Source organism: Micromonospora sp. WMMC273 (genome assembly GCF_027460285.1).
Classification (GTDB): Bacteria; Actinomycetota; Actinomycetes; order Mycobacteriales; family Micromonosporaceae; genus Micromonospora; species Micromonospora aurantiaca.
On sequence record NZ_JAPZBE010000001.1, the window covers coordinates 4431636 to 4445139 of the forward strand.

12 protein-coding genes are annotated in these 13504 nt (G+C 74.1%); 4 read left to right on the plus strand and 8 right to left on the minus strand.

Annotated elements, in window-relative coordinates; genetic code table 11:
- Positions 1-37 precede the first annotated feature (37 nt).
- Positions 38-3061, minus strand: coding sequence for a bifunctional [glutamine synthetase] adenylyltransferase/[glutamine synthetase]-adenylyl-L-tyrosine phosphorylase (locus O7611_RS20335; protein WP_194801113.1), 3024 nt, complete (start codon positions 3059-3061; stop codon positions 38-40).
- Positions 3062-3063: 2 nt separating this feature from the next.
- Complete coding sequence (locus O7611_RS20340; RefSeq protein WP_194801112.1) at positions 3064-3831, minus strand: type 1 glutamine amidotransferase; 768 nt, start codon at positions 3829-3831, stop codon at positions 3064-3066.
- 112 nt (positions 3832-3943) lie between these two features.
- Between O7611_RS20340 and O7611_RS20345 the strand changes: the two genes are divergently transcribed.
- Positions 3944-4819 carry a S66 peptidase family protein gene (locus tag O7611_RS20345; protein ID WP_228532215.1) on the plus strand — a complete coding sequence of 292 codons (876 nt, stop codon included), beginning with the start codon at positions 3944-3946 and terminating at the stop codon, positions 4817-4819.
- A 146-nt stretch (positions 4820-4965) separates the two neighbouring features.
- Here the strand turns inward: O7611_RS20345 and O7611_RS20350 are convergent, their stop codons facing one another.
- The gene (locus O7611_RS20350) at positions 4966-5871 is read right to left on the minus strand and encodes a Vgb family protein (protein WP_194801111.1); all 906 of its coding nucleotides are present in this window, start codon (positions 5869-5871) and stop codon (positions 4966-4968) included.
- A gap of 181 nt (positions 5872-6052) precedes the next feature.
- Here O7611_RS20350 and O7611_RS20355 point away from each other — a divergent pair, with 181 nt between their 5' ends.
- A complete protein-coding gene (locus O7611_RS20355; RefSeq protein WP_194801110.1) occupies positions 6053-6583 on the plus strand; it encodes a hypothetical protein in 531 nt (176 codons plus the stop codon).
- A 147-nt stretch (positions 6584-6730) separates the two neighbouring features.
- On the opposite strand, the gene O7611_RS20360 is transcribed toward O7611_RS20355, so the two are convergent.
- The 4 genes from O7611_RS20360 to glnA all read right to left on the minus strand — a co-directional run bounded on the left by O7611_RS20360 (position 6731) and on the right by glnA (position 9770).
- Positions 6731-7093, minus strand: a complete 363-nt coding sequence (locus O7611_RS20360; protein WP_194801109.1) for a VOC family protein — start codon at positions 7091-7093, stop codon at positions 6731-6733.
- Positions 7094-7188: 95 nt separating this feature from the next.
- Positions 7189-7881, minus strand: coding sequence for a helix-turn-helix transcriptional regulator (locus O7611_RS20365; protein WP_269697394.1), 693 nt, complete (start codon positions 7879-7881; stop codon positions 7189-7191).
- Between the two features lie 32 nt (positions 7882-7913).
- Positions 7914-8339 carry a DUF350 domain-containing protein gene (locus tag O7611_RS20370; RefSeq protein ID WP_269697395.1) on the minus strand — a complete coding sequence of 142 codons (426 nt, stop codon included), beginning with the start codon at positions 8337-8339 and terminating at the stop codon, positions 7914-7916.
- Between the two features lie 81 nt (positions 8340-8420).
- A complete protein-coding gene (gene glnA, locus O7611_RS20375) occupies positions 8421-9770 on the minus strand; it encodes a type I glutamate--ammonia ligase (RefSeq protein ID WP_194801106.1) in 1350 nt (449 codons plus the stop codon).
- Between the two features lie 206 nt (positions 9771-9976).
- Between glnA and O7611_RS20380 the strand changes: the two genes are divergently transcribed.
- Together O7611_RS20380 and panB are read left to right on the plus strand one after the other, a co-directional pair.
- A complete protein-coding gene (locus tag O7611_RS20380) occupies positions 9977-11737 on the plus strand; it encodes an NAD+ synthase (RefSeq protein ID WP_194801105.1) in 1761 nt (586 codons plus the stop codon).
- Positions 11738-11856: 119 nt separating this feature from the next.
- Positions 11857-12702 carry a 3-methyl-2-oxobutanoate hydroxymethyltransferase gene (gene panB / locus O7611_RS20385; protein WP_269697396.1) on the plus strand — a complete coding sequence of 282 codons (846 nt, stop codon included), beginning with the start codon at positions 11857-11859 and terminating at the stop codon, positions 12700-12702.
- A gap of 46 nt (positions 12703-12748) precedes the next feature.
- Here panB and npdG read toward each other — a convergent pair whose 3' ends face one another.
- Positions 12749-13447, minus strand: coding sequence for an NADPH-dependent F420 reductase (gene npdG / locus O7611_RS20390; protein WP_194801103.1), 699 nt, complete (start codon positions 13445-13447; stop codon positions 12749-12751).
- Positions 13448-13504 lie beyond the last annotated feature (57 nt).

A 13504-nucleotide genomic window follows, 5' to 3' on the forward strand; every position in this document is an offset into this window, starting at 1 on the left:
GAGGGCGGGGTGGGAGGGCGCGGCGGAAGGGGCAGGGCTAGAGGGGGGACTCCAGGATTCGCTGGACGACTGTGCGGGAGTGGCGGCCGGTGCGCAGGTACTCGTCGAGGAACTCGCCCTGGTCCTCCCGCCCCAGCAGCCGCACCACACCGGCCAGCTCCACCCCGTGCCGGGGCAACTGGTCCCCGGCCCGGCCGCGTACCAGCATCAACGCGTCGCGCACCTCGGCGGCGAGCGTCCAGCCGGCCGCCAGCTCGGCGGCGTCTGACGGGTCGAGCAGCCCGGCGTCGCGGGCGGCGGCAAGGGCGTCCAGCGTACGGGTGCCGCGCAGGGCGGGCACCTGACCGGCGTACCGCAGCTGGAGCAACTGCACCGCCCACTCGACGTCGGCCAGCCCGCCCCGGCCGAGCTTGGTGTGGGTGGCCGGGTCGGCACCGCGGGGCAGCCGCTCGGTCTCCACCCGCGCCTTGATCCGGCGGATCTCCACCACCTGCTCGCGGCTCAGCCCTTCGGCCGGGTAGCGCACCGGCTCGATCATGGCCTCGAACTCGGCGCCCAGGTCGGCGTCGCCGCAGACGAACCGGGCCCGCAGCAGCGCCTGCGCCTCCCACACCCGGGACCAGCGCGCGTAGTACTGCGCGTACGCGGCCAGGCTGCGAACCAGCGGACCCTGCCGGCCCTCGGGGCGCAGGTCGGCGTCGACGCCGAGCGGCGGGTCGGGGGCGGGTGCGGACAGCAGCCGGCGCAGTTCCTCGGCGATGGCCTGTGCGGCGGCGCTCGCCGCGCTCTCCTCCACCCCGGGCGGCGGGTCGTAGACGAACAGCACGTCGGCGTCGGAGAGGTAGTTCGACTCGTACCCGCCGAGCCGGCCCATGCCGATCACCGCGAAGCGCAGGCCGGGCGGTCCGGGGTGGACGGTACGGGCGGCGCGCAGCGCGGCGGCCAGCGTGGCGTCGGCGACGTGCGACAACGCGGTGCCGACGGCAGTCACGTCCACCACAGTGGGCCGGCGTTCCCCGCCGCCGACCGGGCGCGAGGTGAGCGGTGCGAGCGAGCCGGCGTGGCTGAGCACGTCGGCGGCGGCGATCCGGACCAGTTCCCGGCGGCGCAGCGCGCGGACCGCCCGGATCGCCTCGACCGGGTCGTCGTGGCGGGCGGCAGCGGCGGCGAAGCCCTCGACGAGGGTCTCCCGTGGACGCGGGGTCAGTTCGCTGTCCTCGGCGAGCAGCCGCAGCGCCTCCGGTTCGCGGGCCAGCATGTCGGCCGCGTACCGGGACGACGACAGCACCCGGGCCAGCCGGCGCGCGACCGGGCCGGAGTCGCGCAGCAGGCGCAGGTACCAGGGGGTGCTGCCGAGCTTGTCGGAGACCTGCCGGTAGTTGAGCAGACCGCGGTCCGGTTCGGGGGCGTCGGCGAACTCGTCGAGCAGCACCGGCAGCAGCGTGCGCTGGATGGCGGCGGTACGGCTGACGCCGCCGGTGAGCGCCTGCAGGTGCCGCAGCGCGCCGGCCGGGTCGGCGAAGCCGAGCACCTCCAGCCGGTGCCGGGCCGCCTCGGGCGTGAGGCGCAACCCTTCGGCCGGTACGCGGGCCACGGATTCGAGCAGCGGCCGGTAGAGCAGTTTGGCGTGCAGCCGGCGTACCTCGGTGGCGTGGGTGACCCACTCGGCGCGGAACTCCTCGACGGCGCTGCGGCCCGGCGTGGCCACGTAGCCGAGCGCGGCGGCGAGCCAGCGCAGCGCGGCCGGTTCGGTCGGCACGGTGTGGGTGCGGCGCAGAGCCTGGAGCTGGAGCCGGTGCTCGACGGCGCGCAGGAAGCGGTAGCCGCGCAGCAACGCCTCCCCGTCGGCGCGGCCCACGTAGCCGCCGGCGACGAGCGCGCGCAGCGCCGGCACGGTGCCGGGCACCCGCAGCGACTCGTCGCCCCGGCCGTGCACGAGCTGGAGCAGCTGGACGGCGAACTCGATGTCGCGCAGCCCGCCCGGACCGCGCTTGATCTCGCGTTCCAGCTCCTTGGGCGGCACGTTGTCGAGGATCTTGCGGCGCATGGACCGGACGTCCTCGACCGCCTCGGGGCGTTCGGCGGCGGTCCACACGAGCGGGGCCAGCTCGTCGATCCACTCCTTTGCGAGCTCCAGGTCACCGGCGGCCGGGCGGGCCTTGAGCAGCGCCTGGAACTCCCAGGTGCGCGCCCAGCGCTTGTAGTAGGCGAGGTGGCTGGCGAGCGTGCGGACCAGCGGCCCCCGGTTGCCCTCGGGCCGCAGCGCCGCGTCGACCGGCCAGGCCACCAGCCCGCAGATCTGGATCAGCCGGGTGGCGATCTGGGTCGCGGCGGGCAGGTCGTCGTCGGTGGCGGAGACGAAGATGACGTCGACGTCGGAGACGTAGTTCAGCTCGTCGCCACCGCACTTGCCCATCGCCACGACTGCCAGGCGGGGACGCGGCGTGCCCTCTGGGAGTTCGTCGGCGGCGATGTCGTAGGCGGCGGCCAACGTGGCGTCGGCCAGCCCGGACAGCGCCGCCATGGTCTGTTCCAGGCCACGCCCGCCGGTCAGGTCGGCCGCCGCGATCCGCAGCAGCGCGAGTCGGTACGCCTGCCGCAGCAGCGGAACCGCGCCGGTCATGGTGGTGAGCCGGGCGGCGACACTCAGGTCGAGCCGGCCGTCCGCGGTGGGGGCGAGCCCGTCCGGCTCGGTCGCCAGCACCGCCCACTGCCCGGGATTGGCGACCAGGTGGTCACCGAGCGCGGAGGACGCGCCGAGCACCGCGATCAGCCGGCGGCGCAGCCCGGGGTCGGCGGCCAGGGCGTCGCGTACGGCCACCTCGTCGCCGGAGCGCCGCTCGGACTCGACCAGCCGGTGCAGCTGACGCAGGGCCAGGTCCGGGTCGGCGGCCCGGGACAGCGCGCCGAGCAGCTCGGCGGCGCGTTCGTCGGCGGGTTCCTGGGTGTCGGGCCGCCACAGGGCGAGCCCGTCCGGGCCGAGCAGGTCGGCGGCGCGGGTGGCGCCGTCACCCTCGGCGAATCCGTAGCGGGCCAGGCGCCCGCGGGCCGGCCGGGTCACCGTCAGGCCCCGAGCAGCGGCAGGCTGCGGCGCGGGTTGTCGTCGCCGAGTTCGCCGAGCGCGAGTGCGGCGAACCGGATCGCGAACGGCTGCCACGCCTCCTCGACGTCGGCCATCACCCGGTCGCAGGCGGCCACCACCAGCTCGGGGTCGTAGCCCAGCTCGGCCAGCACGGCCGAGTCGCGGGACCACTCGGCGATCATCGCGGTGTCGCACTCGATGTGGAACTGCAGCCCCCAGGCCCGGTCGCCGAGGCGGAACGCCTGGTGCGGGTAGCGGGTGGACGCGGCGAGCAGCGTCGCGCCGTGCGGCAGCTCGGTGATCTCGTCGGCGTGCCACTGGAGCACGTCGGGCATCAGCGGCACGTACCGGAACAGGGGGTCGTCCTCGGCGGCGTCGCGCCGCCCGACGAGCGCCGGCCCGACCTCCGGGCCGGACGGGCTGCGTTCGACCCGGCCGGCGTGCGCGGTGGCGAGCAGTTGCGCGCCGAGGCAGACCGCCAGCGTGGGCACGCGCTTGCGGACCGCCTTGCGCAGCAGCCCTTCCAGCGCCGGGAACCAGGGTGCGCCCGGAGCGCCGTCGGACCCCGGGTATGCCTGCTGGTCGCCGCCGAGCACCACGAGCGCGGCGTACCCCTCCAGGTCGTCGGGGAGCGGGTCACCGGCGTGCGGACGCAGCACGCGCAGCTCAAGGCCCCCTTCGGTGAGCCACTCCCCCAGGCGGCGGAGGTCGTCGGTCGGGTCGTTCTCGATCACCAGCGCGGTCGCCACGACGTCGAGGCTAACCGGTGCGGCCGACAGAGCACGGTCCGGCAGGCCCTAGGCTCCGATCGTGCCTGACGACTGCCTGCGCCCACCGGCCCTGCGTCCCGGCGACGCGGTGATGCTGGTGTCCCCGTCCGGGCCGACCCGTCCCGAACGGGTGGCCCGCGGCATCGAGCTGCTCACCGGGTGGGGGCTGCGGCCGGTGCCCGCGCCCAACGCGTACGCCAGGCGGGGTTACCTGGCCGGCGACGACGCGCTGCGGGCCGCGGACCTGAACGCGGCGTTCGCCGACCCGGAGATCCGCGGGGTGATCTGCACCCGGGGCGGCTACGGCGCGCAGCGGGTGGTCGACCTGATCGACATGGCCGCGGTACGCCGGGATCCGAAGGTGGTGGCCGGGTTCTCCGACATCACCGCGTTGCAGTTCGCGCTGTGGCGGGGCGCCCGCCTGGCCGGGGTGCACGGGCCGGGCGCCGCGTGGCGGGACGAGCGCACGCCGGTCCGCTCGGCGGAGTCGCTGCACGCCGCGCTGACCAGCACTGAACCGGTGACGGTGGCGGCGGCCGAGGCGGAGGAGACGTACCCGGTGCGGGTGCCCGGGCGGGCCGAGGGCCGGCTGATCGGTGGCAACCTGTGCCTGATCACCGCCTCCGTCGGCACGCCGGACATGCCCGACCTGACCGGGGCGATCCTGCTGGTCGAGGAGGTGCAGGAACCGCCGTACAAGATCGACCGGATGCTCACCCACCTGCGCCGCTGCGGTGCGCTGGACGGTATCGCCGGGGTGGCGGTCGGCCAGTTCACCGAGTGCGCCGACGGCTGGGACACCACAGTCGTGGACGTGCTCACCGACCGGCTGGGCGACCTGGGCGTGCCGGTCCTGGGCGGCCTGCCGATCGGCCACGGCCCCAACCAGCTCACCGTCCCGGTAGGCACCCCCGCCCTGCTCGACGCCACCACAGGCACCCTGACGGCCACCGCCGCCGTCAGCTGACGCCCGCCGCCCCACCCGGCCCGGCACCGCCCCACCCCACCCGACCCGACCCGACCCGACCCGACCCGACGATCATGAAGTTAGCGGCGGTCTGGAGATCCACAACTGCCACTAACTTCATGATCAACGCGGCCGGGGCGGCGTGATCAGCGCGGCGTGAGCGAGGCGGGCGGGGTCAGGTGGGCCACGGCGCCGATCTCCAGGGCGACCCAGACCGCGCCGTCGGGGGTGACCGTGAGGCCGTGGGGTTCGGACGCCGGGGTCGGCAGGGCGTGGGCGGTGATGTGGCCGTCGGGGTCGATGTGGCCGATGCGGTTGGCGCCCCACTCGGTGAACCAGCAGCCACCGGCCGGGTCGGCGACGATCGCGTGCGGGCGCGCCGCCCGATCCGGCAGCGGGAACTCGTCGATCCGCCCGTCCGGCGTGATCCGGCCGAGCTGCCCGGCGACGATCTCGACGAACCAGAGCGCGCCGTCGCCACCGCGGGTGATGCCGACCGGCCCGGCCGCCTCGGTGGGCAGCGGATGCACTGCCACCTTCCCGTCCAGGTCCACCCGGGCGACCGCGTTCGCCTGGTTGAGCGTGAGCCAGAGCGCGTCGTCCGGGCCGGCCGCCAGCATCGACGGGAAACCCTTGTCGACCGGCAGCGGGAAGGACGCCACCTCCCCGTCGACGCTCACCCGGCCGACCGTGTCGTCGCTCATCCCGGCGTACCAGAGCGCGCCGTCCGCGCCCACCGCCAGCCCGCAGGGGCCGCAGCCGGGCGGCAGCGGCACCGAGCCGGTCTCGCCGTCGACGGTGATCCGGCCGAGCCGGTCGTCGCCCGAGCGGGTGTACCAGAGCGCGCCGTCGGGGCCGCCGACGATGATCAGCGGGCGGCTGCCGGGCGGGTCGTCGCGGTAGGTCCGTACCGCACCGTCGAGACCGAGCCGGGCGACGCCGCCGGAGCCGGCCAGCGCCAGCCAGAGCGCGCCGTCGGACCCGACCGTGATCGAGTACGGGCCGGAGCCCGGTCCGGTGAGCGGGATCTCACGGATGGCGGGCTGTGTCATCGAGTGGCCTTTCGTCGGGTTTCGCCCAGCCTCGCGGGCGCTACGGCGCACCGGCAACACGAATAATTCGGGCCTTTCGGACGGGATTGCCAGCTCGCTGACAGGTTCGCCACGGGTTGCCCTCAGTTCCGGCGACCACTGTCGGTGACGTCATCGCACCACCACCGAACAGGAGAATCGCATGATCCGCACGATGTCGAAGAAGCACCTGCTGGCCGGCCTGGCCGCCGCCGGTGTGCTCGGCGTCGGGATCGCCGCCCCGACGGTGGCGCTCGCCGACGACAAGAGCCCGAACCCGTCTTCGAGCGCCAGCAGCACCACCGACCAGGGTGACGACCGCCGCCAGAAGCACGCCGACCGGCAGGCCGAGTTCGCCGAGGCGCTCGCCGAGGAGCTGGGCGTCCCGACCGACAAGGTCACCGCGGCGCTGGAGAAGCTGCACGAGCAGCGCCAGGGCGACCGTCCGGAGCGGCCGGAGCGGCCGTCGACCGAGGACCGGCAGGCCGCGCTGAAGGAGCGGCTGGACCAGGCCGTCACCGACGGCAAGCTCACCCAGGAGCAGGCCGACGCGGTGCTCAAGGCCGCCGAGGCGGGCGTGTTCCCGGGCCCGGGCAAGGGCGGCCACGACGGCCGGCCCGGCCACCACGGCAAGGGCGGCGACAAGGCCGACCAGGGCGCCGAGGCCGAGCAGGAGGGCCAGGGCGGCAAGTGACGCGGTGGCCCCGCCGCCCCTCACCGGCCGTTCCCTCCTCCTGGCCGGAGCTGAGCGGGGCCACCCCCGGTGGCGGTGCCCGAACGGGCACCGCCACCAAGCCGTTCCGGTACGGCAGTCCCGACGACGACCACACCCGACGTACTGTCAGCCCTCGGCGGGCGGGGTGAAGACGCCGAACAGATTGCCCGACGGGTCACGCAGCGTGGCGCGCACCAGGCCGGCCGGCGTGGTCATCGGTGCGGTCAGTACGGCGCCGCCGGCCTCCTCGGCCCGGCGGCAGGTCTCCGCCACGTCGGCCACCTGGGCGTAGAAGGTCGCGTAGTTGCCGTCGTCGGTGCCCCGGATCGCGCCGCCGATCCCCGGCTCACCACCGGCCGTCGTCTGCCGGTACGACCCGCCCGGGCCGCCCTGCTCGAAACTCCAGCCGAACAGTTCGGTGTAGAACCGCTGCGCCTCGTCCGGGCGGTCGGAGCCGATCTCGAACCAGGTCACGGGCGTGCTGGACATGCTTCCTCCTCGTTCGCGCCGGCGGTCGGCCGGCGTCGTCAGGATTCAGCCTCGTACCGGGCCACGACAACGTCCTGTCGGTGTTTCCACCCGGATCAGACCAGGGTGAGCGGGCGCACCCGGTCGACCGGCACGTCGAGGTCGCCGGGACGCCACTCCCGGGTCACCGGCTCGGCCAGCGGATGCACCGACACGATCCGGTCGGTGCGGAAGCAGCGCACACCGTCGCGCAGCCGGCACCAGGCGACCAGGTACCAGTGCACCGAGTTGCCCAGGTAGGCCAGCGGCTCCACGTCGCGCGCCGAATCGGCGCCGCCGCGGTCGGCGTACCGCAGGCGCAGCACCCGCCCGGCGGCGACCGCGTCGGCGACGGCGGCCGGGACGGGCGTGCCCGGCCCGTCCCCGACCAGGTGCACCCGGCCGGCGAGCTGGTGCGCCTCGGCGACAGCGGCCGGCGGCATCACCGCGACCAGCTTGCGCAGCGCGGCGCCCGCCGCCGGGGCGAACGGTGAGCCGCCGAGCCGGTGCAGCGCGACGGCCATCGCCACCGCCTCGGCCGGTGTCAGGTTGACCGGCGGCAACGTGCGGGCCCGATCGACCACGTAACCGCCGGTGCGGCCCGGCTCGGCCCAGATCGGCACCCCGGCGCCCTGCAACGCGGAGATGTCGCGCTCGACGGTGCGGGTGCTCACCTCGAAGCGGCGGGCCAGCCAGCTCGCGCTGCGCGGGCGCGGCGACACCGCCCGCAGCTCCTCGACCAGGGCGTAGAGGCGGTCGGTGCGGTTCACCCCCGGACGCTAACCCGGGGGTACGACACCCCTCAGGCGATGCAGGCGCAGACGATCAGCGCGGCGCCGAAGTGGGTGGCGGCGCTGACCTTGGCGGCCGGGTGCGGCTCGTCGGCGGCGATGACGTCGCCCAGCTTGCCCGGCGTGAGCAGGTCCAGCACCAGGAAGGCCACCGCCATCACCAGCAGGCCGACCAGCCCGAACACCACGGTGGACGCGAGCCCCTTGGTGAACGAGCTGTAGCTGGTCAGCACGGCGGTGAAGACGATGCCGGCGATGCCGATCTGGTTGGCGGCGAGCAGCAGCGCGGCGTTGCCGTTGCGGCGCACCCAGATCAGCTCCCGCAGCTTGCCCGGGGTGAGCAGGTCGACGAGCAGGAATCCGGCGGCCATCAGGGCGACCCCGACCATCCCGAACACGATGCTCTGCCACGCCCCGTCGAGCAGATCTCCCAGCACCAACGCCTCCCCGGCTCACGCCCGCCCGGCGGTGGTGCCGGGGCGGTGCCGCAGACGATAGCGGCACCGCGCCAGCGTGATCTAGAGCGAGAGGTAGCGCTGCCGCTCGTACGGGGTGACCTCGCGGCGGTACTGCTCCCACTCGGAGCGCTTGTTGCGCAGGAAGAAGTCGAAGACGTGCTCGCCGAGCACCTCGGCCACCAGCTCGGAACCGGCCATCACGTCGATCGCCTCGGCCAGGTTCTCCGGCAGCGCCTCGTACCCCATGGCCCGGCGCTCGGCGCTGCTCAGCGACCAGACGTCGTCCTCGGCGCCCGGGGGCAGCTCGTAGCCCTCCTCGATGCCCTTGAGGCCGGCGCCGAGCATCACCGCGAACGCGAGGTAGGGGTTGGTCGCGGAGTCCAGCGAGCGGACCTCGACCCGGGCCGAGTTCGGCTTGCCGTAAGCGGGCACCCGCACCAGCGCGGACCGGTTCAGGTGACCCCAGCAGACGTACGCGGGGCTCTCGGTGATCCGGTCCGGCAGCGCCTGCGGGAACAGCCGCTTGTACGAGTTGACCCACTGGTTGGTGACGGCGGTGTACTCCCGGGCGTGGGTGAGCAGCCCGGCGATGAACGACTTCGCGACCTTGGACAGCTTCATCGGGTCGCCGGCGTCGTGGAACGCGTTGCGCTCCCCCTCGAACAGCGACAGGTGCGTGTGCATGCCACTGCCCGGCTGGTCGGTGAACGGCTTCGGCATGAAGCTGGCCTGCACGCCGGTGGAGAGCGCGACCTCCTTCACCACGTGCCGGAACGTCATGATGTTGTCGGCGGTGGTGAGCGCGTCGGCGTAGCGCAGGTCGATCTCCTGCTGGCCGGGGGCGACCTCGTGGTGGCTGTACTCCACCGAGATGCCGATCCGCTCGAGCGCCAGCACGGCCTGGCGGCGGAAGTCCCGCGCGACGGCGTGCGTGGTGTGCTCGAAGTAGCCGCCGGTGTCCACCGGGACGGGCACCGAGCCGTCCTGCGGACCGTTCTCCAGCAGGAAGAACTCGATCTCCGGGTGGGTGTAAAAGGTGAAGCCCTTGTCGGCGGCGCGGGAGAGCATCCGGCGCAGCACGTGCCGCGGGTCGGCCCAGGAAGGGCTGCCGTCGGGCAGCGAGATGTCGCAGAACATCCGGGCGCTCTCGCCGCTGACGCCGCCCTCGAACGGGAAGACCTGGAACGTGGTCGGGTCCGGCATGGCCACCATGTCCGACTCGAAGACCCGGGCGAAGCCCTCGATCGCGGAGCCGTCGAACCCGATGCCCTCGTCGAAGGCCGCCTCCAGCTCCGCCGGGGCCACCGAGACGCTCTTGAGCGTGCCGAGCACATCGGTGAACCACAGCCGGACGAAACGGATGTCCCGCTCTTCCAGCGTGCGGAGGACGAACTCCTGCTGACGGTCCACTTCCACCCCTCGTGACACGTACGTCCGCACCGGTCGGGCCGGCCCGGCCTGACCGCCCAGTCTCCACCGGGCTCGTTACGCCGACGTTACGCCCTCCCCGGCCGGCCGTCCCGCCGTGTCCGGCCCGCCGGGATGCGCTCGGGGGCCGCCACCGGTATCCCGCGACCTGTCGGATTCGGCCCGGACGGCTGGGGGAAGATGGAGGCATGCCCACCCTGCGTCTCGCCCTGTGCCAGGTCAACCCGACGGTAGGCGATCTCGCCGGCAACGCCGGCCTGGTCCGTTCGTGGACCCGTCAGGCCGCCGAGGCCGGCGCCCAGCTCGTCCTGTTCCCCGAGCTGATGCTCACCGGTTACCCGGTCGAGGACCTGGTGTTCCGCCGCTCGTTCGTGGCCGCGTCCCGCGCCGCGCTGCACCGGCTCGCCGCCGACCTGGCCGCCGACGGTCTCGGTGAGCTGCCGGTGGTGGTCGGCTACCTGGACGCGGACGGCCCCCCGCAGGTCAGCTCCGACGCCCAGCCGGGCAAGGGCGCCCGCAACGCGGCGGCGGTACTGCACCGGGGCGAGGTGGTGGCGACCTACTTCAAGCACCACCTGCCCAACTACGGCGTCTTCGACGAGGACCGCTACTTCGTCCCCGGCGACACGCTGACAGTGGTGCGCGTCGGCGGGGTGGACGTGGCGCTGACCATCTGCGAGGACCTGTGGCAGGCCGGCGGCCCGTTCGCGGTGGCCCGGGAGGCCGGCGTCGGGCTGGTGCTGAGCATCAACGGCTCGCCGTACGAGCTGAACAAGGACGACGTGCGGCTGCCGCTGGTCCGCCGGCGCGCCGCCGAGGCCGGTGCCGCCATCGCGTACGTGAACATGGTCGGCGGCCAGGACGAGCTGGTCTACGACGGCGACTCGATGATCGTCGCCGCGGACGGCACGCTGCTGACCCGGGCGCCGCAGTTCGTCGAGCACCTGCTGGTGCACGACCTGGAGCTGCCGGCGGCGGCAGGTGCGCCCGGCGGGACCGGCGCGCTGAGCGACGGGATGCGCGTGGCCCGCCACGACATCCCGGCGATCCCGGCCGCGCCGGCCGGACCGGCTGCGGACGGCGGCATCATCGAGCCGGTCGCCGACGAGGCCGAGGTGTGGCACGCGCTGGTGCTGGGCCTGCGCGACTACGTCGACAAGAACCGCTTCCCCTCGGTGGTGCTCGGCCTGTCCGGCGGCATCGACTCGGCGGTGGCGGCGGCCATCGCGGTGGACGCGGTCGGCCCGGAGCGGGTCGTCGGCGTCTCGATGCCCAGCCAGCACTCATCCGAGCACTCCCGCACCGACGCCGAGGACCTGGCGAAGCGCACCGGCCTGGACTACCGGGTCGAGCCGATCCAGCCGATGGTGGACACGTTCCTGGCGAACATGTCGCTGTCCGGGGTGGCGGTGGAGAACCTCCAGGCCCGGGTACGCGGCGTGATCCTGATGGCGCTGTCGAACCAGGAGGGCCACCTGGTGCTCACCACCGGCAACAAGAGCGAGCTGGCGGTGGGCTACTCGACGCTCTACGGCGACTCGGTGGGCGGCTACAACCCGGTCAAGGACGTCTGGAAGACGCTGGTGTGGCGGCTGGCGAAGTGGCGCAACGCGGACGCGGCGCGGCGCGGGCAGACGCCGCCGATCCCGGAGAACTCGATCGGCAAGCCGCCGTCGGCCGAGCTGAGCCCCGGCCAGCTCGACAGCGACACGCTGCCCGACTACGACGTGCTCGACCCGATCCTGATCGGCTACGTCGACGGCGACCTGGGCCGCGACGGCCTGGTCGAGTCCGGCCACGACCCGGCCGTGGTGGACAAGGTGCTGCGGATGGTGGATACCGCCGAGTACAAGCGGCGGCAGTCCGCGCCCGGCACCAAGATCTCCATGAAGGCGTTCGGGCGGGACCGGCGGCTGCCGATCACCAACCGGTGGCGCGAGGACGGCTGACCCCTTCCCCGGCCGGGGAGTGACATCCTCCACTCCGACCTGCCCGCGGCCCGCCGCCCGGTGCGACGATCGCGGGGAACCCGGGGACCGCGTGCGCGGCCTCGAGGAAGGAGATTGTCATGGTGGAGTCCACCCCGGCCGAGGTGACCGCCCTCTACGGCGGGCCGGCCACCCGGCGGGTACGCACCCGCGACCTGATCGCCGCCAAGGAGCGCGGCGAGCGGTGGGCGATGCTGACCTCGTACGACCAGTACACGGCCTCGATCTTCGACCAGGCGGGGATCCCGGTGCTGCTGGTCGGCGACTCGGCGGCGAACAACGTCTTCGGCTACGAGACCACGCTGCCGGTGACCGCCGAGGAGCTGCTGCCGCTGGTGCGCGCCGTGGTCCGCGCCACGAAGCACTCGCTGATCGTCGGTGACCTGCCGTTCGGCTCGTACGAGGAGGGGCCGGCGCAGGCGCTGCGCACCGCGGTGCGGTTCATGAAGGAGGGCGGCTGCCACGCGGTGAAGCTGGAGGGCGGGCGGCGCTGCGCCGCCCAGATCGAGGCGATCACCGACGCCGGCATCCCGGTGATGGCGCACATCGGCTTCACCCCGCAGAGCGAGCACACGCTCGGCGGCTACCGGGTGCAGGGCCGGGGCGAGGCCGCCGAGGAGGTGCTCGCCGACGCGCGGGCGGTGGCCGAGGCGGGCGCGTTCGCGGTGGTGCTGGAGATGGTGCCGGGCGAGGTGGCCAAGCGGGTCACCGCCGAGCTGCCCATCCCCACCGTCGGCATCGGGGCCGGCCCGGACACCGACGGGCAGGTGCTGGTCTGGCAGGACATGGCCGGGTTGCGGACCGGCCGGGCGCCGCGCTTCGTGAAGCGGTACGCCGACCTGGCGGGCGCGCTGACCGACGCCACCCGGCGGTTCGCCGACGAGGTGCGCGACGGCGAGTTCCCGGCGGCCGAGCACACGTTCTGAGGTGGGTACGGCGGGAGCCGGCGCCGGCCGGTTCCCGCCGCGCTCGTCAGAGGTCGGTGACCCGGATGCCGGCGTGCGCCTTGTAGCGCTTGTTGATCGCGATCAGGTTCGCGGTGAACGCCTCGATCTGGTGGGCGTTGCGCAGCCGCCCGGCGTAGATGCCCCGCATGCCGGGGATCCGCGCGGCCAGCGCGCCGACCACGCCCACGAGTTCCCGGTCCTCGGTGCAGATCAGCACGTCCAGGTCGATCCGGTCGATCTCCGGGTCGGCCAGCAGCGGCGCGCTGACGTGGTTGAACGCGGCGCAGACCCGGGACTCGGGCAGCAGCGCGGCGGCCTGCTGCACGGCGCTGCCCTCGGCGACCGCGAGCGCGTACGGGCCCTGCTTGTCGAAGCCGAGCGGGTTGACGCAGTCCACCACGATCTTGCCGGCCAGCGGTCCGGCGAGCGCGGCGACGGTGGCCGCGTGCCCGTCCCACGGCACCGCGACGATCACCACGTCGCTGCGCCGGGCGACGTCCTCGTTGTCCCCGCCGGAGACCAGAGCGCCGTCCGGGATCCCGGGCAGCGCGGCGATCTCGGCGGCGGCCTGGGTGGCCCGCTCCGCGGTGCGGGAGCCGATCAGCACGGTCTGCCCGGCCCGGGCGAACCGGTAGGCGAGACCCCGCCCCTGGTCGCCGGTGCCACCGATGATGCCGACGGTCAGCCCGGAGACGTCGGGCAGCGTGGTCGCGTCGTAAGCCATGCGCTCATCCTCGCAAAGCGGGACCGCGTGCGGTGCATCCCGATGCTGTGACAATCG

Excerpts from the sequence above, each read along its gene's own strand:
- npdG (WP_194801103.1), bottom strand. The coding sequence starts at position 13,447 with ATGGCTTACGACGCGACCACGCTGCCCGACGTCTCCGGGCTGACCGTC.
- O7611_RS20355 (WP_194801110.1), top strand. The coding sequence starts at position 6,053 with ATGATCCGCACGATGTCGAAGAAGCACCTGCTGGCCGGCCTGGCCGCC.
- O7611_RS20345 (WP_228532215.1), top strand. The coding sequence starts at position 3,944 with ATGCTGGTGTCCCCGTCCGGGCCGACCCGTCCCGAACGGGTGGCCCGC.
- O7611_RS20350 (WP_194801111.1), bottom strand. The coding sequence starts at position 5,871 with ATGACACAGCCCGCCATCCGTGAGATCCCGCTCACCGGACCGGGCTCC.
- O7611_RS20380 (WP_194801105.1), top strand. The coding sequence starts at position 9,977 with ATGCCCACCCTGCGTCTCGCCCTGTGCCAGGTCAACCCGACGGTAGGC.
- O7611_RS20360 (WP_194801109.1), bottom strand. The coding sequence starts at position 7,093 with ATGTCCAGCACGCCCGTGACCTGGTTCGAGATCGGCTCCGACCGCCCG.
- panB (WP_269697396.1), top strand. The coding sequence starts at position 11,857 with ATGGTGGAGTCCACCCCGGCCGAGGTGACCGCCCTCTACGGCGGGCCG.